Genomic DNA, 20,572 nt, shown 5'->3' with positions numbered 1-20,572 from the left:
CGCGGTTTTCGAGGAGCCTTCCGTATGCAGATCACCGCCGCCGTCACCCGCACATCGGCCGGACCCTTCAGCCTCGAGACGCTCGACATCGAGGCGCCGCGGGCGGGCGAGGTCCTGGTCCGGGTCGCCGCCACCGGGGTCTGCCATACCGACATGGTGATGCGCGACCAGCATCTGCCCACGCCCCAGCCCGTCGTCCTGGGTCACGAGGGGGCGGGGATCGTCGAACGGGTCGGCCCCGGCGTGACCAAGGTCGCGCCCGGCGACCACGTGGTCATGACCTTCAATTCCTGCGGCCGGTGCCCTTCGTGCTCGGACCATGCCCCGACCTATTGTCACGAGTTCTTCCCACGCAACTTCATGGGCGCGCGCGAGGACGGCTCGTCGGGCCTGTCGCGAGGCGGGGAGACCATCCACGCCAACATCTTCGGCCAGTCGTCGTTCGCCACCCACGCCCTGTGCCACGAGCGGAACGCGGTGAAGGTCGACAAGGCCGCGCCGCTGGAGATCCTGGGACCACTCGGCTGCGGGGTGATGACCGGGGCAGGCGCGGTGATGAACGCCCTGAAGGTCCCCGCCGGCCGCTCGCTGGTGGTGTTCGGCGCCGGCGCGGTCGGCCTGTCGGCGGTTCTGGCGGCCAAGGCGATCGGAGCCGGTCCGATCATCGCCGTGGACATCAATCCCGAGCGCCTGGCCTTGGCGCTCGAGCTCGGCGCCGACCACGCCCTGGACGGCGCGGAGGGCGAGGTGGTCGAGAAGATCCACGCGATCACCGGAACCGGCGCGCACTTCTCGATCGACACGACCGCCAATCTCAAGGTGATGCGCCAGGCGGTCGATTGCCTGGGCGCTCGCGGCGTCTGCGGCCTGGTCGGCGCGTCCAAGATGGGCGACGAGCTGCCGCTGGACGCGGTGTCGGTGATGAGTGGCGGCAAGGTGGTGCGCGGCGTGGTCGAGGGCGATGCCGATCCCGACGTGTTTATCCCCGAGCTGATCGCGCTTTACCAGGCCGGGCTGTTCCCGTTCGACCGCCTGATCCGCTTCTACCCGCTGGCCGAGATCAACCAGGCGGTGGCGGATGGCGAGGCCGGCAGAGTGATCAAACCGATCGTGCGGATGACCTAATCCTCGGCGGTCTCCGCTTCCTTGGCCCGACGCGGATCCCGCGCCGGGCTCTTTTTTGTCCTAGAGATCAAGCACCAAGCGTGGCGTGCGCGCCCGCGAGCAGCAGGGCGTGAACTGATCGCCCGCGGTCTTCTCGGCGTCGGTCTGGAAGGCGTCACGATGGTCGGGCTCGCCCTCGATCACGCGGGTCAGGCACGTGCCGCAGACACCCTGTTCGCACGAGACGGGCACGAAGACGTCGGCCTCCTCCAGCGCCTGGGCGGCGGTCTGACCTGCGGCGACGGATACGACCTGGCCGGTGCTGGCGATCACTAGCTCGAACGGCCGATCCTCGCCCTCGGGCGCCGGCGCGGCGGCGAAGTGCTCCTTGCGGATCTGGTCGGGGCTCCAGCCGCGCGCCAGAGCGCCGTCGATGACGTGAGCCATGAAGCCGCCGGGACCGCAGACATAGAGGCGGCGTCCGGGCGCGGGATCGGCGAGCGCCGCGTCGAGGTCCAGCCGCGTGCCGGGTTCGGCGTCGAAGGACAACCGCACCGCATCGGCGAACGGCGCCGCCGCCAGCTCATCCAGAAAGGCGGCCCGCGACCGATCCCGGGCGCAATAGTGAAAGATGAAGGGGCTGCCCAAGGCGTGCAGTCGGCGAGCCATGGCCAGGATGGGTGTGACGCCGACGCCCCCGGCGAACAGCAGGTGCTCCTTGGCCGTCTCGTCCAGCGCGAACAGGTTGCGAGGAGCGCTGATGTCCAGCATCGCGCCCTCGGCCAGGGCCTCGTGCACATAGGCCGAACCGCCGCGCGAGGCTGGGTCGCGCAGCACGGCGATCCGATAGTGGCCGCGCTCGGCCGGGTCGTTGCACAGCGAGTACTGGCGCGTCAGGCCGTTGCCCAGGAAGAGGTCGACATGCGCGCCAGCGCTGAACGGCGGCAGATCGCCCCCCTCGGGACAGACGAGATCGAGCCGCACGATGCCCTCGGCGGCCTGGGCGCGGGACGCCACTCGAACCTTGATCATCAGGCCAGCGCCGCCTGTGGCGTCGCTTCGGCCGCGATCGCCTTGTCGATCGCCATGCGCGAGCGCACGCCGCCGGCGTCGATGTTCAGCTTCAGCAGCTTGCGGTCCGGGCGGGCCAGCAGGTTCGCCTGCTGCCGTTCCAACATCTCCAGATCCTCCGAGAAGATCTTGCCCTGGCCTTCGCGAATGGTGTCGGTCAGGCCCGCGTCGTTGACCGCGAAGCTTCGAGCCATGCCCCAGAAATACCAATGCGAGGTCTCGGTCTCGGGCGTGATGAAATCGACCACGACGCTGGAGACCTTCTTGTCGGCCGGGGCGTGATAGCCGCCGTGTCCGGCCAGGGCGACGCCGACCTCGATCATTACGTGGCTGGGCAGCGAGAAGCGGCAGATCTGCCAGCGGTCGACGAGGGCGTCCTCGGGCAGGCCGGCGCCGCGCAGCGCCATGCGCCAGAACGGCGGCGCGTGGATGCCTTCCATGAAGCGGCTGGTCACCACCTCGTCGCCCTCGAGACGGGTGGTCACCGGCGCCTCGTCGATCTCCTTCTGCCCGATGCTGGTGGCATGGACATAGGTCTCGTGCGTCAGGTCCATCAGGTTGTCGACCATCAGTCGGTAGTCGCAGGCGATATGATAGAGGCCGCCGCCATAGGCCCAGTCAGGACTGTCGGCCCAGAACAGCGGGTGCAGCTTGGCGGGATCGGCCTGGGCAGGATCGCCGGGCCAGACCCAGATGAAGCCGTGGCGCTCGATCGCCGGAAAAGCGCGGATCGCGGGGAAGGCCGCGACCCGCTGGCCCGGCATCGACGTGGCGTGGCCTTCGCACCCCATGGTCAGGCCGTGATAGCCGCAGACCAGCTCGCCGTCGCGCACGAAGCCTAGCGAAAGCGGAGCGCCGCGGTGGGGGCAGAAATCCTCGAGGGCGACGACCTGGCCGTCCTTGCCCCGATGAAACACCATCGCCTCGCCGCAGATCCGCCGGCCCAAGGGCTTTTCCGCGATCTCCTGGGGGGTACAGGCCACATACCAGGCGTCGCGCGGCCAAACCGCCGCGTTTTGGGAGGGCATGGTGTTTCCTCGTGGTTCTCGTTCGTTATTGGATCCAATAACGAACTGATATTCGCATTTCGTCAAGCATTGGATCCAATAACTGGGATTCAGGTTGTGGCCGCGACGGCGGCTCGGATAAGGTCGCGGCATGGAGACCAAGCGCATTAAGCCAGGCCAACGGGTAATCGTGGCGCTTCGCAAGATGATCGCCTCGGGCGAGATCAAGAGTGGCGAGCGCATTGGCGAGATCTCGACCGCCGCCGCGCTGGGCGTCTCCCGCATGCCGGTGCGAACGGCGCTGCGCACGCTTGAGCAGGAAGGCCTGGTCGAGCGTTTGGGCGCGCGCGGCTACGCGGCGCGGAGCATTTCCAGCGCCGGAATCCGAGACGCCATCGAGGTGCGCGGCGTGCTGGAGGGATTCGCGGCCCGCCGTTTAGCCGAGCGCGGCATGACGCCGGCGACACGCGAGCGACTGTCTGGGCTGATCGCCGAAGGAGAGACGCTCTTCGCCGCCGGGCGGTTGAGCGCCGAGGACATGGACCGCTACGCCGCCTACAACCTGGCCTTCCACGACGCCCTGGTGGCCGGCGCGGGCAACGGCGCGATCGAGACCGCCCTGGCGCGCAACAACTTCCAACCCTTCGCGGGCGCGGGCGCCCTGGCCTTGGATCTGATGGATCTGGACGCCGAGTATGATCACCTGCTGGCCGCCCACCGCCAGCACCAGTCGGTGTTCGACGCGATCGAGCGTGGCGACGTCGTGACGGCCGAGCGGATCATGCGCGATCACGCCCTGGCGGCGATCCGCAACACCAAGGTTTTCGAGGCGGCGGCCAGCGCGGGCTTGCCGCTGGGCGCGGCCGGGACGGTTCGCGCCGACTGACGATCAAGGCGCGCGAAGGGCCTGGAGATCGCCGCCAAAGCGCTCTACAAGCGACTGGAATACAGTTTCCCTGACGTACGAATTGGGTTTGCCGACCATGGAAGAGATCGCCGCCTTTGGCGTGCTGGGCGAAAGGCTGGGGCTACAGCTCCACTACGCCGACGTACGCGCCATGGCGGGGCTCGCCGCGCGGCTGTCGCCCTTGAAGGTCACACCGGCGCGGGCGACGGCGATCGTCTATATCGCCCTGCACGCCGGCTGCGATCAGACGACCTTGGGGCGCGCCCTGGGCGTCAATCGAGCCAGCACGATGAAGGCCGTCGACGAGTTGGAGGTCCTGGGCGCGATCGAGCGTCGTCCCGGCCGCGACCGGCGCACCAACGCTCTCCATCTCACCCCCGCCGGCGAGACCCTGCGCGCGCGAATAGAGCAGGAAACGCTGGCCCACGATCAAGCCGCGTTTGGAACGCTAACCGTGGCCGAGCAGGCGGAACTCAGCCGCCTGTTGGCGAAGGTCCGGTCGGACGGCGCGCCAGGCTAGTCGTCGCGCCTCGACTGACCAACAGGTCCGATAGGGTGTCAGGCGTTTTACGCCGACAGCGCCCCTATGGGGGGAGGACTGTCCAAGGCCTCGCGCAGGGCGGCCTGGCGGGAGCGGCTGACGGGCAGGGGCGGGCCCTCGCTCAGATGTAGCCGACAGCGGTCGCCGTCGCGCTCCAGGCGCTGCACCTGGGTCAGGTTGGCGATCACCGACCGGTGGACGCGCAGGAAGTTCGCCGGCAGCTGGGTCGCTAGACCGTCGAGGCGAGCGGCGTGCAGCAGGCTGCGGCCGCCGACCAGGCGCAGCTCGACATAGTCGTCGGCCCCCACCACGGCCAGGATCTCGGCGATCGGCACCAGCTCGACGCCGCGCGCCGAGGCCACGGTCAGGCGATCGGGGCGGCTGGCAGCGCGGGTCAGGGCGGCTTCTCGGCCGCGATCATCGCGGCCCAGCCGCACCACCTCGACCATCAGCAGCGGCAGGACCAGGCCGGCGGCGAGCAGGAAGTAGGACAGATCGGCCAGCCAGTCGGGGAAGCCGAGGGCCAAGGTGAGAAACAGCGCCAGATAGGCCAGGGTCAGCCGCGCACCAGGGAGGCGCCGATACGCGCCCGCCGCGGCGGGCAGGGCGGCAAGCGCCACGCCGATGATTAGCGCCCACACCGTCTTCTGGTCGAAGCCAGGCAACAGGGCGGTGATCCCGACGGCGACCAAGGCCGAGCCGACTATCGGGCTTCGCGCCTTGGGCAAAAACCGAGCGGCCGTATAGGTCACTAGAAGGATGGCGAAGGCGGCCGCCAGCAACCAAATGGCGCTCATCCGCCAGGCGTGCAGAGGGTAGGCGTAGTTGAACAGCGTTCGCAGGCTCTCGACGATGGCCTGCAGGGCCGCGACTCCGGCCATGGCGGCCAGGATCAGGCTGGATCCTGTGCGGCGCATGGCGTGGATGACAGCGAAGCCGAACGCGGCCGCTAGCAGCGCCCCGGCCGCCACGAAGGTGACGGCCAGCAGCGCTTGGCGCTGCGGAATAGGATAGGGCCAAACGTCCATGGCGTTCATCGGGCGAGCGAAACGCAGGCCGCCATGGAAGGACGAAAGATGCAGCACCAAGCTGTTCTCGCCAGGTCGCCAAGCGGTGTCGCGGATGGGAAAGACGGTCTGGTAGCGTCCGGGGATCTCTTCCCGCTCTGTCGCGCCGGGGCGGCCGTTGGCGCCGAGGCGTTGGCCGTTCAGCCAAGCCTCGGATGAAGCGACACCCCCCAGATAGAGCGCGCGAGGCCGGGCGTCGCCCGGGGCCTGGATCGTGGAGCGGATCCAGAGCTCCCGACCCTGCGGATCGACGAAATCCTGGACCGGGCGGCAATCGCTCAACACGGGACCGCCCGGGCCGATCACCCCATGACAAGCCTGCCACGACAGATCTTGGGCCCGGGCCAGGGTCGTAAAGCCGGTCAGGAGCAGGCCGAGAAGCAAGGTTCGCCACATGGCCCCTCTATAAGGCGCCGCTCGCCGAGACGCGCCGCCATTCGCCGATGGCGGGGCGCCATTGACCGAAGCGGCATGGCGGACGGCGCCGCGGACGGCTCAGCTGTCGACATGACCCACACCTTGCTTCATCGCCGCACCCTGCTCGCCGCCGCCGGCCTCGCTCTCCCGAGCCTGGCGTTCGCACAGGCTGTCCCTCCGGCCCAGGCTCAGACGACCTCTCCGTCGCAGGCGGGCCCATTCCGCTTCAAGAGTTTGCAGGGCGTGGAGACCGACGCCGAGCGTGGCTTCTTCGAGGTTCCGGAGGATCGCCGCGATCCCGGCTCGCGGAAGATCCGGCTGAGCTATGTCCGGTTCGCTTCGACAGCGGCCAAGCCGGGGCCGCCCATCGTCTACCTGGCGGGCGGACCCGGCGGCATGGCGACGCGGGCCGCGGGTGGACCGCGCTTTCCGATCTTCATGGCCTTGCGCGCGGTGGCCGATGTCATCGCCTTCGACCAGCGAGGCACGGGCCTGTCCAACGCCATCCCGACGCGGTCGCTCTCGACGCGCCCGCCGCCGGTGCTCACCGAGGCCGGGCTGACCTCCTACTTCCGCGACGAATTCCAGAGCGCCTGGGCCGACTGGACCAAGGCTGGTGTGGCCATGACCGGCTACAACACCGAACAGAATGCCGACGACATCGACGATCTGCGGCGTCACTTGGGCGCGGAAAAGGTCGACCTCTGGGGCATCAGCTACGGCACGCACCTGGCGCTCAGCATGCTCAAGCGCCACGGCGACAGGGTGAACCGCGTTGCCCTGGCCAGCCTGGAAGGCCAGAACCAGACGGTGAAGCGGCCGGCGGCGATCGACGATCTTCTGCGCCAGGTCGACGGCCTGCTGGCCGCCGATCCGGCCGTTCGAGCGGCCGTGCCGGACCTGCCGGCCCTGATGCGGCGCGTGCACGCCAGGCTGGAGGCGCAACCGGCCCCGACGAAGGTCAAGCTGAACGGTGCGCCGGCCGAGATCAGGATGGGTGGCTTCGGCGTCCAGATGCTGGCGGGCGGGCTGATCGCCAATCCCAATACCCTGGCCATGCTGCCGAGCTTGTATCTCGCCCTAGACGCGGGGCGGACCGACGTGCTGGCGCCGTTCCTGGGCGATGTGGCCGACCTGCTGAGCATAACCGGCATGCCGGAAGCCACGGATCTGGCGTCCGGGATTTCGCCGCGCCGGCTGGCCTTGGTGAGGCGTGAGGCGCGGACCGCCGTGCTGGGCGCGGCGCTGAACTTCCCGATGCCGCAGCTGCTGGGCGCGGTTCCGGGCGTTGACCTGGGCGAAAGCTTCCGGGCGTCGCTCCGCATCGACCATCCCGCCCTGCTGGTCGCCGGTTCGCTGGACGGCCGCACCCCGCTGGCCGAGCAGGATGAAGTCGCGGCTCAGTTCCGGCGCAAGTCGCGCGTAATCGTCGAGAATGCTGGCCACAATGTTTTCGAGGCCCATCCCGACGTGCGGGATTTGCTGGTGCGGTTCTTCCGTGGCGAGCCGGTGGCCGACACCCGGCTGAGCTTGCCGCCGCCGAAGTTCCAGTTGGCTTTACCCGGCTTGGCGCTCTGAAATCCCTTCGTGAGTCAGCGGGTAGGCAATGTCGCGTGGCTTCCGGCTGATCACGGCCGGCTATGACCATCCAGGCGCATTGACCGCCGGTCGCCGCCTCGCGAGTCCAGTCGTGATCACCGAAACACTTGCAAAATACCCGAACCTCTCGAACTATGAGTTCAGCATGATACCGGTGTCATAAGAACGCCGGGCCAGGGAGGTAATTGGATGTTGCAGTCAGATCGGTCCAGGTTGCGCGCGCGACTCGTCGCGGGAAGCGGCGCTTTCGCCTTGTTGCTGTCCGCCGGCGCGGCGGTCGCCCAGACCAGCGGGGCAGGGGCGCCCGCCACGTCGGACGACACCGTCGAGGCGGTCGTCGTTACGGGTTTCCGGAACAGCCTGGCCCAGGCGCTGAACGTCAAGCGCTCGTCAGCCGCGGCCGTGGACGCGATCTATGCCGAGGATATGGCCAAGTTCCCGGACTTGAACCTCTCGGAATCCATCCAGCGCATCCCGGGCGTCGCCATTTCGCGCGACGCCGGCGAGGGGCGCCAGATCTCGGTGCGGGGCCTGGGCGCCCAGTTCACGCGCGTGCGCATCAACGGCATGGAGGCCCTGACCACCTCGGGCGGCACCGACGCTTCCGGCGGCACCAACCGCAGCCGCTCGTTCGACTTCAACGTCTTCGCCTCGGACCTCTTCAACCGGATCACGGTGCAGAAGACCGCCTCGGCCGAGACCGAAGAGGRCTCGCTGGGCGCCACGGTGGACCTGAACACCGCCCATCCGTTCGACAAGCGGGGCTTCAACTTCGCGGTGTCAGGCAAGTACGGCTACAACGACCAGGCCAAGAAGGCCTCCCCGCGCGTGGCCGCCCTGATCTCCAACACCTGGCGCGACGACACCATCGGGGCCCTGTTCTCGGTCGCCTATTCCCAGCGCGACCTGCTGGACGAGGGCACGAGCACGGTCCGCTGGCAGACCGGCACGGCCACCTCGCCGGGCTTCCGCAGCGTGAGGGGCGTGACCTGCGCCACCAACGCGGCCGCCTGCGCCGAGGCCAATGGCGCCGTCCACCCACGCATCCCGCGCTTCGACTGGTATCACACCACGCAGGACCGCCTGGGCATGACCGGCTCGCTGCAATGGGCGCCCGACGACAAGACCCAGGTGTCGTTCGACGTGCTGTACGCCGACTTCAAGGGCAAGCGGAACGAGGACTTCCTCGAGACCTTCACGCCCCAGACCGCCGGCGCCTGCACCGCGACCTCGCCGGCCTCGTGCGGCATCAATCAGGTCGACGTGCTGGACTATACGATCAGCACGCCGCGCTCGAACTTCCCGGTGATGACCAAGGGGACGTTCAACAACATCGACCTGAAGACCGAGCAGCGCCACGACGAGCTGGAGACCGAGTTTCGCCAGTTCACCCTGGCCGGCGAGCACCAGTTCACCGACAGGCTGAAGGTCAAGGGCGTCCTGGGCTTCTCGAAGTCGACCTTCGCCAACCCGGTGCAGAACACGGTCCAGTGGGACCAGTACAACGTCCAGGGCTACAGCTGGGACTACAGCGGCGGCGACACCTATCCAACGATCAAGTACGGCACGGGCGACACGACGAACGCCGACGCCTGGACTCTGGCCGAGATCCGCATGGTCCAGGGCTATGTCGACAACAGCTACAAGACCGCCCAGTTCGATCTCGCCTATGACTGGAACGACAACTTCAAGCTCAAAGGCGGCCTGTCCTACAAGGCCTACAACAGTGAGAGCACCGCCTTCTCGCGCACCAACGGCACCTCGGCCAACATCAACCCGATCACCTCGACCGACCTGCGGAGCGTGCCGCGCTCGACCTATGCCGAGACGATCGATTTCTCCAGCCTGAACCTGCCGGCCGGCAACGTCTCGTCGTGGATCACACCGGACCTGCAGAAGGCCATCTCGGCCCTGCACATGGACGATCCGAACTACGGCAAAACGGTCACCACCACGCCGGGCACGGTCTGGAGAAGCCCGTTCGGCAACGAGTGCTTCACCACCGGCTGCGGCCTGTACCATCTGGGCCGCGAGGCCAGCCTGGGCAGCAACTACGCGATCGATGAGTGGGACACGATCGGCTACGTCCAGGGCGATTTCAACTTCGACCTCTGGAACGTGCCGGTGCGCGGCGACGTCGGCGTGCGCTACGTCCAGACCCGCCAGAAGGCGCTCGGCTACGGCGTCGTTCCGTCGACGGTCAGCGGCGTCAACTACCAGACGATCTCGGCCACGACCGCCACGCGTAGCTATGACGACGTGCTGCCGGCCCTGAACCTGGTGGTCGAACCGCGCGAGGACCTGCTGCTGCGCTTCGGCGCGGCCAAGGTGATGTCGCGTCCGAACCTCGGCTCGCTGACGCCGGGCGTGAACATCAGCACCGGCAGCAACAAGACGGTGACCTCGGGCAATCCGTTCCTGAATCCGTTCCGCGCCAAGACCGTGGACGCGGCGGTCGAGTGGTACTTCCAGCCCGGAGCCCTGTTGTCGGCGGCGTTCTTCTACAAGGACATCTCGACCTTCGTGCAGAGCTACACCTCGCCGCTGTCGACCTTCGACCAGAACCCGTTCGGCCTTCCCGACAGCGCGGCCGTTGCGGCCTGCGGCAGCACGCCGGGCTGCTCACCCAGCCTGCCGGTCTGGCAGTTCAGCACCTCGGTCAACACGCCGGGCGGCCCGCTCAAGGGCTTCGAGCTGAACTACCAGCAGCCGTTCACCTTCCTGCCCGCGCCGTTCGACAAGTTCGGCTTCCTGGGCAACTACACCCACGTGACCTCGGAGGTGACCTACCTGTCGTCGACGGGAGCGGTGACGGCGGTCGGCCCGCTGACCAACTTGTCGAAGAACAGCTACAACGCCACGCTCTATTTCGAGAACAAGAAGGTCAGCAGTCGCGTCTCAGCGGCTTACCGCAGCAAGTACTTGACCCAGATCCCGGGGCGTAACGGCTCTGATGTGGAGGGCACCAAGGGCACGCTGAACATCGACGCGTCGCTGACCTACACCTGGAACAAGCACCTGGCCTTCACGCTCGAAGGGGTCAACCTGACCAACGAGGTGCAGGACCAGTACTACGACTCCAGCAAGTTGGTGTCGTTCTACCACGAGACCGGCCGCGAGTTCTTCGCCGGCTTCCGCTACACCTTCTAGTCCACGGCGCGGCGCGGTTCCTTGAGAGCCGCGCCGTTTCGCCTTTCATGGCCTTCCCGCTTCGCTAGCCGGGGCGAGAAGCCGACTATTGGGCCTCTCGCTTCGTCGTGACCTTGCCGAAGACCGGAGCCCCTACGGTCGTTAGGCGATCGGTGGCGTCACCCGTCAGATCGAAGAAGACAATCCGATTGGCGCCGCGCCGCATCCAAGGGGCGGGCGCGTACAGTGTGTGCGCGGGTCCGATCGACCAGAACCGGCCAAGATTGTGCGTTCCGAGCCAAAGCTGGCCTTTGTGAAGACCGCGCATGTCCAAATAGGTGTCCGCGGGTCGGTCCACCGTCATCTCGGCTTCGTAGAAGCAGGGGCCCGCGCAGGGTTGAGGCGACATGCGCAGCTTGGACAGGTCGTCCATCGGCAAGCGGAACATGCTCCAGTCGTCCAGCGCCGCGCCGTCCAGGGTGACGGCGCCGGTCAGCCCGGTCTGCTCGGTTCGGATCGCATGCGAATAGTTGATGCGCCCGGTGTTCTCGACCAGGATATCGAGCGTGGCGCGGCCAGCCCGCGGGGGCAACTCCACGGTTTCCTGGCCCAGACGCCGATCGAGCGTTCCGATCAGCTTCTGGTCGACATAGACCTGGGCGTAGCTGTGCATCCCCTTGAGGACTAGCGAGCCGGCCTTCCCGTCGGCGAGGGAGACCCGATAGAGGACGTAGCCGTAGTTCTGGCCCAGCTCCTCGAACGTCAGCGGATGCTTGGCGCGAACAGGCTCGGGAAGGTTGCGCCATAGCGACGCGCTGCGCCGGATCGACGAGACCGGGAAGGTGGCGGCGACGCTAGCGGCGGGAGTTGGCGCGGCCGGTTTGCCCGTGACCTCGGCGATGACCGAGGCCAGCAGTCCGTATTTGTAGCGAGGGTTGCCCGCTTCATCGAGCGGCGCATTGTAGTCATAGCTCGTGGTGTCCGGGTGGTAGTCGGCGCCGGTGTGCGAATCCGCGCCGTTCATCCAGCCGAACGTGGTGCCGCCGTGGAACATATACAGTGAGACCGAATAGCCGCGCTGGAGCATGAAGCGCAGTTCTTCGGCTTCCTTGCGGCCGTCGGTCTCGTGATGATCCTCGCCCCACTTGTCGAACCATCCGGCCCAGTATTCGCCGACCATCCGCACCCCGTTTGGCCGGAACGCCTCCAGCTTGGCGACCGCGTTCTCCGCGCCGCCCGAGCCGAAGTTCACCACGGATGGCAGATGGGGCAGGGACCCCTTGGCGAGGTCGGATGCCTGGTTGGAGGTGAACAGCACACCGTCGCCCAACCCGGCGCGGCGGTAGGTCGCTTCCAACCCTTCGAGATAGGTCTGGTCGCTGCCGAACGCGCCGTATTCGTTTTCCAGCTGCACCGCGATGATGGGGCCGCCATTACGAACAAGAAGCGGCTTCACTTCCTGGCCCAGCCGCACCATCCATCGCTCGACCGCCGCGGTGTATTTCGGGTCGGTCGAGCGCAGGACGAGGCTGCGGTCCTTCAGCAGCCACGACGGATAGCCGCCGAGCTCCCATTCGGCGCACACATAGGGGCCTGGCCGAAGGATCACGTCCAACCCTTCCGCCTGCGCGGCGCGGATGAACGCGGCCAGATCGTTCTGCCCGGTGAAGTCGTAAACCCCGGGGCGCGGCTCGTGCGCGTTCCAGAACGCATAGGTGGTGATGGTGTTTAGCCCCATCGCCTTGGCCTTGTGCAGGCGATCGCGCCAATAGGCGCGCGGGATGCGGACATAGTGCATCTCCGCTGAAATGACCTGGTAGGGCTTGCCGTCCTTGAGGAACTCGGCGCCGCTGACCGCGAAGCTGTGCGTCGGCGCGCGAGACTGCGCCCCTGCCGGCAACGACAGCAGCGCCGACGCCGAAAGGGCCGCGCATAGCATCGATCGAACAGCCCGCTTCACATGTCTCTCCCGCCTAAAGACCCTTTGGTCGCTCAGAATCGGATTTGTCGTACAAGTTGGCGTTACCTTAGCGATGGCGGGCACGGCTAGGATACAGTCCTCGCGGAACCAGACGATGACGGGCTCAAGCTTCGCCTCATGGTCGCCTAGGTCTTTGCGCACTTGCAACGTCCCGCTCGAAGGGTCACCTCTTGGGCGCTTCAAATCCCCGTCCCTTGGAAGAGTTGCCGTGAGTCAGCCGCAAGCCGTAGCCCCGAACGCCGTCGTCGAGATCAAGACGCCAAACGGCGCGCCTGTCCGCATCGGCAACGGCGAGAAGCTGTCGATCATCGCCGGCCCGTGTCAGATGGAAAGCCGCCAGCACGCGCTTGAAACGGCCCACGCGCTGAAGGAGATGGCCCAGCGACTCGGCGTCGGCCTGATCTACAAGACCTCATACGACARGGCCAACCGCACCTCGGCCAACGCCCAGCGCGGCATCGGCCTGCACGACAGCCTGCCGATCTTCCAGGAGATTCGCGAGGTGACCGGCCTGCCGACCCTGACCGATGTGCACGAGACCAGCCATTGCCCGATCGTGGCCGAGGCGGTCGACGTCATCCAGATCCCGGCCTTCCTGTGCCGCCAGACCGATCTGCTGGTCGCCGCCGCCAACACGGGCCGGGCGATCAACATCAAGAAGGGGCAGTTCCTGGCGCCTTGGGACATGAAAAACGTCATCGCCAAGGTGACGGGCGCGGGCAATCCCAACGTCATGGCCTGCGAGCGCGGCGCTTCATTTGGCTACAACACGCTGGTCAGCGACATGCGGTCTCTCCCGATCATGAAGGAGATTGGCTGCCCGGTGGTGTTCGACGCCACCCACAGCGTGCAACAGCCGGGCGGGCAGGGCACGTCGTCGGGCGGCCAGCGCGAGTTCGTGCCGGTCCTGGCCCGCGCGGCCGTGGCCGTCGGTGTCGCCTGCGTCTTCATCGAGACCCACCCCGACCCGGATCACGCGCCCTCCGACGGTCCCAACATGGTGCCGATGAGCCAGTTCGAGGCCTTGGTCGGCAACCTGCTGGCCTATGACGCCCTGACCAAGGCGGCGGCTTAGCGCATGAGCCGGCGCATCGTTCTCGTCACCGGCGGCGCGGGCTTCAYCGGCTCGAACGTCGTGGCCCGTCTCTGCGAGGATCCGTCGCTGGACGTCGTGGTCTGCGATCGCCTGCGCGACGCGGCCAGCGGCAAGTGGCGCAACATCGCCAAGCACCCGATCGCCGACTTCGTGGCCCCCGAGCAGCTGACCGAGTGGCTGGCGCGCAAGGGCGAGAACGTCGAGCTGATCGTCCACATGGGCGCGGTCTCCTCGACCACCGAGGCCGACGCCGACAAGATCGTGCAGTCAAATTTCGTGCTGTCGCGCGACCTGTGGGACTGGTGCGCCGAGCACGGCAAGCGGCTGATCTACGCCTCGTCGGCGGCCACCTATGGCGACGGGACCCTGGGCTTCGAAGGCAAGGACGATCTCGACTCCCTGAAGGCGCTGCGGCCGCTCAACGTCTATGGTTGGTCCAAGGCCCTGTTCGACCTCTACGCCGTACGCGAGGCCCATCGCGGCCGCGCCCCGGCCCAGTGGGCGGGCCTGAAGTTCTTCAACGTCTATGGCCCCAACGAAGAGCACAAGGCCGGGATGAAGTCGGTGGTGGCCCAGATCTGGCCGCGCATCGCCGCCGGCGAGGGCGTCAAGCTCTTCAAGTCGCACCATCCGGACTACGAGGATGGCGGCCAGCTGCGCGACTTCGTCTATGTCCGTGACGTGGTCGACGTGATCGCCTGGCTGACCAGGAGTCCGGCCGTGAACGGCGTCTTCAACCTGGGTTCGAGCCACGCGCGCTCGTTCCGCGACCTGGCCGTGGCCGCGTTCCACGCCGCCGGGCGAGAGCCCGACATCACCTATATCGACATGCCCGAGGTGCTGCGCGGCAAGTACCAGTACTACACCCAGGCCGACATGAGCCGTCTGCGGGCCGCCGGCTACGACGCGCCGATGACGCCGCTCGAGGACGGGGTGGCCGATTACGTCGCGGGCTATCTCAACACCGAGGACCCGTATCGCTGACGTCAGGGCACGGTTGCCGGGCGCGACCGCCGGCGTAGGCTGACGTCCGAGATCGAGGCGGAAACCTCGACGCCAGGGAGTTGGTCATGGCCGGCATCGCCGCCTGGGGCGCCTATGCGCCGCGTCTTCGTCTGAGCCGCAAGGCGGTGACCGAGGCCAATGCCTGGGTCGCACCGAACCTGAAGGCCAAGGCCAAGGGCGAGCGGTCCATGGCCAACTGGGACGAGGATGCTCTGACCATGGCGGTCGAGGCGGCCCGCGACGCCCTTGGCCCCGCCGACGACCGCTCCCACATCGACGCCCTCTATTTCGCTTCGACCACAGCGCCGTTCGCGGACCGGCTGAACGCCGGGATCGTCTCGGCGGCGCTGACCTTGGAGAAGTCGATCAGCGCCAGCGACGTCACCGGCTCGCAGCGCTGCGGGCTGACCGCGCTGGGACAGGCCCTGGTCGGCGGAGGAACCGCCCTCGTCGCCGTCGGCGAGCACCGCAAGGCGCGCGCGGCTTCGGCGCAGGAGCTGGACTTTGGCGACGGCGCGGCGGCCTTCGTGGTTACKAGCGAGCCTGGCGCGGCGGAACTGCTCGGACGCGGCAGCATCACCGACGACTTCGTCGACCACTTCCGCGGAGAGGATGGCGGCTTCGACTACTACTGGGAGGAGCGCTGGATCCGTGACGAGGGCATCGTCAAGCTGGTCCCACCAGCCATCCGAACGGCGCTCGAAGTCGCTGGCCTAAGTCCCTCTGATATCGACCATTTCTGCTTCCCATCAACCTTCGCCGGCATGGCCGCGACCCTGGCCAAGGCCGTCGGGGTTCGGTCCGAGGCCGTCCGCGACAACCTCGCCGCGGTGATGGGCGAGGCGGGCTGCGCGCACGGGCCGATCATGCTGGCGCACGCGCTTGAACAGGCGAGGGCCGGCGAGACCATCCTTGTCGCCCAGTTCGGCCAGGGCGCCGAAGCCCTGGTGTTCCGCGCCACGGGAGCCGGCCAGCGGCCCGCGCGTGGCGTCACCGGCGCGCTGGCCGATCGCCAGGAAGAAACCAACTATCTGAAGTTCCTGACCTTCAACGGCCTGGTCGAGTGGGACAAGGGCATGCGAGCCGAGAAGGACAACAAGACGGCCCTGACCACCCTCTACCGCAACGAGGACATGATCTTGGGCCTGGTCGGCGGCCGCTGCCGCGAGACCGGCGTCGTCCAGTTCCCGCGCACCCGTATCTCGGTCGCGCCCAACAACCCGGCCGTCGACACGCAGGAGCCCTATCGCTTCGCCGAGCGCAAGGCGTCGGTGCTCAGCTATTCGGCCGACTACCTGACCTTTTCGATGAGCCCGCCCAACCACTACGGGATGATCGTCTTCGAGGGCGGCGGACGGATCATGATGGACATCACCGACGTCGCGCCGGGCGATGTCGAGACTGGCCTGCCGGTGCGGATGGTGTTCCGGATCAAGGACATCGACGAGAAGCGCGGCTTCGTCCGCTACTTCTGGAAGGCCGCGCCGGACCGGACGGCGATCGCGGCTCAAACCGCTCAAGCGGCGGAATAGGAGGCGACCATGCCACAGGGTATCCGCGACAAGGTCGCCATCCTCGGGATGGGTTGTTCGAAGTTCGGCGAGCGCTGGGACGCCGGGCCCGACGACCTGATGGTCGAAGCCTATCTGGAGGCGATGCAGGATGCGGGCGTCGAGCCGACTCAGCTGGATGCGGCCTGGTTCTCGACCCACATCGACGAAATCGGCTCGGGCAAGGGCGGCACGCCGCTGTCGATCGCCCTGCGCCTGCCCAATATCGCCGTCACCCGGGTCGAGAACTTCTGCGCCTCCGGCTCGGAAGCCTTCCGGGGCGCGGTCTACGCGGTGGCGGCGGGGGCGGCCGACATCGCCCTGGCCGTCGGCGTCGAAAAGCTGAAGGACACGGGCTATGGCGGCTTGCCGATCGGCAATCCCGGCACGCTAAATCCGCAGGTCATGCCGAACGGTTCGGCTCCCGGAAATTTCGCCCAGCTGGCCAGCGCCTATCGCGCCAAGCACGGCGTCTCGAAGGACGACCTGAAGCGCGCCATCGCCCATGTCTCGGTCAAGAGCCACGCCAACGGGGCCAAGAACCCCAAGGCCCATCTGCGCAAGCCGATCACCATCGACCAGGCGCTGAATGCCCCGATGATCGCCGAGCCGCTGGGCCTGTTCGACTGCTGCGGCGTCTCGGACGGCGCGGCGGCGGCCATCGTCACCACGCCCGAGATCGCCCGAAGCCTGGGCAAGCGCAACCTGACCACGGTCAAGGCCCTGCAGCTGTCGGTCTCCAACGGCTACGAGAGCCAATACAACGGCTGGGACGGCAGTCACTTCCACACCGCCCGCATCGCCGCCGGCAAGGCCTACAAAGAGGCCGGCATCGAGCGGCCGCGCGAGCAGATCTCGATGATGGAGGTGCACGACTGCTTTTCGATCACCGAGCTGGTGACCATGGAGGACCTGTTCATCTCGCCGGAGGGACAGGGCTGGCGCGACGTTCTGGACGGCTTCTACGACGCCGATGGCGGCGTGCCGTGCCAGATCGACGGCGGCCTCAAGTGCTTTGGCCATCCGATCGGCGCCTCGGGCCTGCGCATGCTCTACGAGATGTATCTGCAATTGCAGAGCCGCGCGGGCGAGCGGCAGCTGGCCGACCCGGTTTTCGGCATGACCCACAACCTGGGCGGCGCGCCGGCCAGCAATGTCTGTTCGGTGGCGATCATCGGCCAAGAGGGCGCGTAGGAAAGGGGCTTAATCCCAGGCGGGGCTTGGTGTACCCACGGTCCATGGGTGTCATTGGCTTGAGACGCTGGATCTTCGCGGGCGTGGCGCTATTCCTGGCGCTGGTCATCGCGGCGGCGTTCATCTGGCGCTACGACATCCTCAGCAACGCCCTGGACCCCAAGGTCCCGTTTCTGACCTATCGCCCGCCGCCGGCCCCGGACTACGGCAAGCGCGCCTCCTGGGCGCTGCTGCCCCGCGACGCCGACGGCGTGGCGCCGACGGGCCAACCGGTCGACGTGTTCTTCGTCCATCCGACCACCTTCGACGGCGGTCGTGACTGGAACGGCGGGATCGACCAGCCGAAGGCGACCCGCTTTCTGTCACGGGTGGTGCTGCCCAACTACGCCGGACCGTTCGACCGTGTGGGCCGGGTGTTCGCGCCGCGCTACCGGCAGGCCAGCCTCTACACCTATCTGACCCTGCGCGACGACGCGCGCGACGCCCGGCGCTTCGCCTATGGTGACGTTCTGCAGGCCTTCCGGACCTATCTGTCGCGCTATGGTCACGACCGGCCGTTCATCGTGGTCGGGGTGGAGCAGGGCGGCTCCCTGGCCGCGCGCCTGCTGCGCGAGGAGGTCGCCACCAAGCCGGATCTGAAGCGTCGCCTGGTCGCCGCCTATCTGATCGAGACCGTGGTCCCCGCCGACGAATACGCGCCGGACTCGCCGTTGCCGGCCTGCGAGCGGCGGGGCGAGACCCAATGTGTCGCCGCCTGGGCGTCGGCCCAGGAAGGCGACTTCCACAGCGTCCAGGAACTGATGGGCCGCTCGCTGGTCTGGGACGGGGCCGATCAGCTGGTCAATCTCGAGCATCGCGAGCCCCTGTGCTTCAACCCGCTGCTGGGCGGGGTCACCTTGGAGCGGGCGCCGGCCCGGCTGAACCTGGGCGCGACCAACGCCACGGGCCTGGACTGGGGCGCGCGTCCAGCCTTCCTGCAGCGGCAGGTGTCGGCCCGGTGCGAGAACGGATTGCTGCGCACCAGCAAGCCCAAGTCCAACTCCCTGCGCGACAGCGGCTCATGGGCCGACCGCCGCAAGGTCGACGCCTATAACCTGTTCTACGCCGACCTGGAGGCCGACGCTCAGGCCAGGGCGGCGGCGATGACGGGGCATCCAGGAAGCCCGTCGCGCCTTTACGGCGAGGCCGGCGCGCCTTAGGCGTGGGCGCTCAACTCTGCCCAGGATCGCTCATGCCCTCCGGTCTCGCCGCCCTGCTCGATGACGTCGCCGGCATCACCAAGCTCGCCGCCGCCTCGTTGGACGACGTCAGCGCCGCCGCCGGCAAGGCGGGCACCAAGGCCGTGGGCGTGGTGGTCGACGACACGGCGGTGACGCCGGGCTACGCCCTGGGCTTCACGCCCGACCGCGAGCTGCCGATCGTCTGGAAAATCGCGCTGGGGTCGCTACGCAACAAGCTGCTGTTCCTGTTGCCCGGGGCCATGGTGCTGAGCGCCTTCGCCCCGTGGGCGGTGACGCCGCTGCTGATGTGCGGCGGGGCCTATCTGACTTTCGAGGCGACCGAGAAGGTGCTGGAAGCCTTCACGCCGCAAAGCGAGGGCGAGGCGATCGAGGAGCTGGCGCTGAGCGGCCCCGAGCTGGAGAAGCAGAAGGTGGGCGGCGCGATCCGCACCGACTTCATTCTGTCGGCCGAGATCATGGCGATCGCCCTGGCCGATGTTTCGGACAAACCCCTGGCGATCCAGGCCGGCGCCCTGGCCCTGGTCGGCGTGCTGCTGACCATCGGCGTCTATGGCGTCGTCGCTCTGATCGTGAAGATGGACGACATCGGTTTGCACCTGTCGCGCGGCCGGTCGCCCGGGCTGCGGGGGTTCGGCCGGGGCCTGGTCAAGGCCATGCCCTGGACCATGGAGGGGCTGACCGTGATCGGCACGGCGGCCATGCTGTGGGTCGGCGGCGGCATCATCGTCCACGGCCTGGAGAAGTTCCACCTGACGCCGGCGCCGCACTGGGTCGAGGGCTTTTCGCATTGGGCGGGGCAGGTTCCGGGGATCGGCGCCCTGACCGGCTGGCTGGCCTTCGCCCTCGGCTCGGCTGTCGTTGGACTGGCGATCGGCGGAGTCCTGGCCGGAGTCATGCACCTCTGGCATCACCGCAAGGGCGCTGCGGCCCATTAGGCTGGCTTGCGGCCCGCCACCAGAGTCGCGCAGCCGAAGAAGCAGCGCCGGAACTCGACTTCCAGTCCTTCGGCGCGAAGCATGTCGCCGAATCCGGCGGCGTCGCCGAAATTGGTGCTGTAGGTCCCAATCATCGTGAAATCCTGGGCCCCGGCCAGGAACACGCGCTCGATCAGCGGCAGCACCGCCTTGAGGTGGAACAGGTAAAGCGGTCGCAGGATCCAGCCTTTGGGATCCGACGCCTCGATCAGAGAGAAGACGCCGCCGGGGCGCAAGCAACGGGCGATCAGGCCGGCCAGCCGCCGGCGCTGCTCCGGCGCGAACGTCTTCAAGCCGAAGGTCGAGATCACGAAATCGGCGCTGGCGTCCGGCAGGGCGCTCGCCAGAACGTCATCCTCGACGAAGGTGATCCGGTGCGCGCGATGGCGGTGCAGGCGCTCCAGGGCGCGCTGGTGCATACCCGACGAGATGTCGACCGCGGTGATCGACTTCAAATCCGGAAAGCGCCGCAGCAGATGGGGCCAGACCTCGCCGGTGCCGGCCATCAAATCGTAGCCGGCCGGGGTCGAGGTCGATAGTTCGGGCAGAGCGGAGACGCACTGTTTGCGCCATCGCTCGGTGAAGCCGAATGAGCAGATCCAGCTAAAGGCGATGTATTTTCCGGAACAGCGATCGAAGACGGCCTTCACGAACGTCGGGTCGTAGATATCCTGCATCGCTTCGCCCTC

16 protein-coding genes are annotated in these 20,572 nt (G+C 67.6%); 11 read left to right on the top strand and 5 right to left on the bottom strand.

Going from position 1 to position 20,572, the window contains the following annotated elements:
• The first annotated feature begins 24 nt into the window (after positions 1-24).
• The gene (locus tag AC1DSO_RS02875) at positions 25-1,125 is read left to right on the top strand and encodes an NAD(P)-dependent alcohol dehydrogenase (RefSeq protein WP_477067399.1); all 1,101 of its coding nucleotides are present in this window, start codon (positions 25-27) and stop codon (positions 1,123-1,125) included.
• Positions 1,126-1,185: 60 nt separating this feature from the next.
• Here AC1DSO_RS02875 and AC1DSO_RS02870 read toward each other — a convergent pair whose 3' ends face one another.
• Both AC1DSO_RS02870 and AC1DSO_RS02865 read right to left on the bottom strand, forming a co-directional pair.
• Positions 1,186-2,136 carry a PDR/VanB family oxidoreductase gene (locus tag AC1DSO_RS02870; protein WP_477067398.1) on the bottom strand — a complete coding sequence of 317 codons (951 nt, stop codon included), beginning with the start codon at positions 2,134-2,136 and terminating at the stop codon, positions 1,186-1,188.
• A complete protein-coding gene (locus tag AC1DSO_RS02865; protein ID WP_477067397.1) occupies positions 2,136-3,203 on the bottom strand; it encodes a Rieske 2Fe-2S domain-containing protein in 1,068 nt (355 codons plus the stop codon). Before AC1DSO_RS02865 ends, AC1DSO_RS02870 begins: the two co-directional genes overlap by 1 nt.
• A 130-nt stretch (positions 3,204-3,333) precedes the next feature.
• Between AC1DSO_RS02865 and AC1DSO_RS02860 the strand changes: the two genes are divergently transcribed.
• Both AC1DSO_RS02860 and AC1DSO_RS02855 read left to right on the top strand, forming a co-directional pair.
• Positions 3,334-4,068, top strand: a complete 735-nt coding sequence (locus AC1DSO_RS02860) for a GntR family transcriptional regulator (protein ID WP_477067396.1) — start codon at positions 3,334-3,336, stop codon at positions 4,066-4,068.
• Positions 4,069-4,156: 88 nt separating this feature from the next.
• Positions 4,157-4,609, top strand: a complete 453-nt coding sequence (locus AC1DSO_RS02855) for a MarR family winged helix-turn-helix transcriptional regulator (protein ID WP_477067431.1) — start codon at positions 4,157-4,159, stop codon at positions 4,607-4,609.
• 47 nt (positions 4,610-4,656) lie between these two features.
• On the opposite strand, the gene AC1DSO_RS02850 is transcribed toward AC1DSO_RS02855, so the two are convergent.
• Complete coding sequence (locus AC1DSO_RS02850) at positions 4,657-6,093, bottom strand: LytR/AlgR family response regulator transcription factor (protein ID WP_477067395.1); 1,437 nt, start codon at positions 6,091-6,093, stop codon at positions 4,657-4,659.
• 75 nt (positions 6,094-6,168) lie between these two features.
• Between AC1DSO_RS02850 and AC1DSO_RS02845 the strand changes: the two genes are divergently transcribed.
• Positions 6,169-7,692, top strand: a complete 1,524-nt coding sequence (locus AC1DSO_RS02845) for an alpha/beta hydrolase (RefSeq protein ID WP_477067394.1) — start codon at positions 6,169-6,171, stop codon at positions 7,690-7,692.
• Positions 7,693-7,965: 273 nt separating this feature from the next.
• A complete protein-coding gene (locus AC1DSO_RS02840) occupies positions 7,966-10,863 on the top strand; it encodes a TonB-dependent receptor (RefSeq protein WP_477067393.1) in 2,898 nt (965 codons plus the stop codon).
• An 85-nt stretch (positions 10,864-10,948) separates the two neighbouring features.
• On the opposite strand, the gene AC1DSO_RS02835 is transcribed toward AC1DSO_RS02840, so the two are convergent.
• The gene (locus AC1DSO_RS02835; RefSeq protein ID WP_477067392.1) at positions 10,949-12,802 is read right to left on the bottom strand and encodes a glycoside hydrolase family 35 protein; all 1,854 of its coding nucleotides are present in this window, start codon (positions 12,800-12,802) and stop codon (positions 10,949-10,951) included.
• 229 nt (positions 12,803-13,031) lie between these two features.
• Between AC1DSO_RS02835 and kdsA the strand changes: the two genes are divergently transcribed.
• The 6 genes from kdsA to AC1DSO_RS02805 all read left to right on the top strand — a co-directional run bounded on the left by kdsA (position 13,032) and on the right by AC1DSO_RS02805 (position 19,844).
• Positions 13,032-13,898 (top strand): 3-deoxy-8-phosphooctulonate synthase, encoded by an 867-nt coding sequence (gene kdsA / locus AC1DSO_RS02830; protein WP_477067391.1) that lies wholly within the window; start codon positions 13,032-13,034, stop codon positions 13,896-13,898.
• A gap of 3 nt (positions 13,899-13,901) precedes the next feature.
• Complete coding sequence (gene rfaD / locus AC1DSO_RS02825; RefSeq protein WP_477067390.1) at positions 13,902-14,903, top strand: ADP-glyceromanno-heptose 6-epimerase; 1,002 nt, start codon at positions 13,902-13,904, stop codon at positions 14,901-14,903.
• A gap of 86 nt (positions 14,904-14,989) precedes the next feature.
• Positions 14,990-16,456, top strand: a complete 1,467-nt coding sequence (locus AC1DSO_RS02820) for an OB-fold domain-containing protein (RefSeq protein ID WP_477067389.1) — start codon at positions 14,990-14,992, stop codon at positions 16,454-16,456.
• A 9-nt stretch (positions 16,457-16,465) separates the two neighbouring features.
• A complete protein-coding gene (locus tag AC1DSO_RS02815) occupies positions 16,466-17,668 on the top strand; it encodes an acetyl-CoA acetyltransferase (protein ID WP_477067388.1) in 1,203 nt (400 codons plus the stop codon).
• 44 nt (positions 17,669-17,712) lie between these two features.
• Entirely contained in the window at positions 17,713-18,867 is a 1,155-nt protein-coding gene (locus AC1DSO_RS02810; RefSeq protein WP_477067430.1) for a DUF3089 domain-containing protein, read from the top strand.
• A 32-nt stretch (positions 18,868-18,899) separates the two neighbouring features.
• Complete coding sequence (locus tag AC1DSO_RS02805) at positions 18,900-19,844, top strand: DUF808 domain-containing protein (protein ID WP_477067387.1); 945 nt, start codon at positions 18,900-18,902, stop codon at positions 19,842-19,844.
• Here the strand turns inward: AC1DSO_RS02805 and AC1DSO_RS02800 are convergent.
• Entirely contained in the window at positions 19,841-20,560 is a 720-nt protein-coding gene (locus AC1DSO_RS02800) for a class I SAM-dependent methyltransferase (protein WP_477067386.1), read from the bottom strand. The genes AC1DSO_RS02805 and AC1DSO_RS02800 overlap by 4 nt on opposite strands.
• Positions 20,561-20,572: the final 12 nt, after the last annotated feature.

The organism is Caulobacter sp. P4_E5 (genome assembly GCF_056401555.1).
This window is presented reverse-complemented; position numbering and strand designations above follow the sequence as displayed.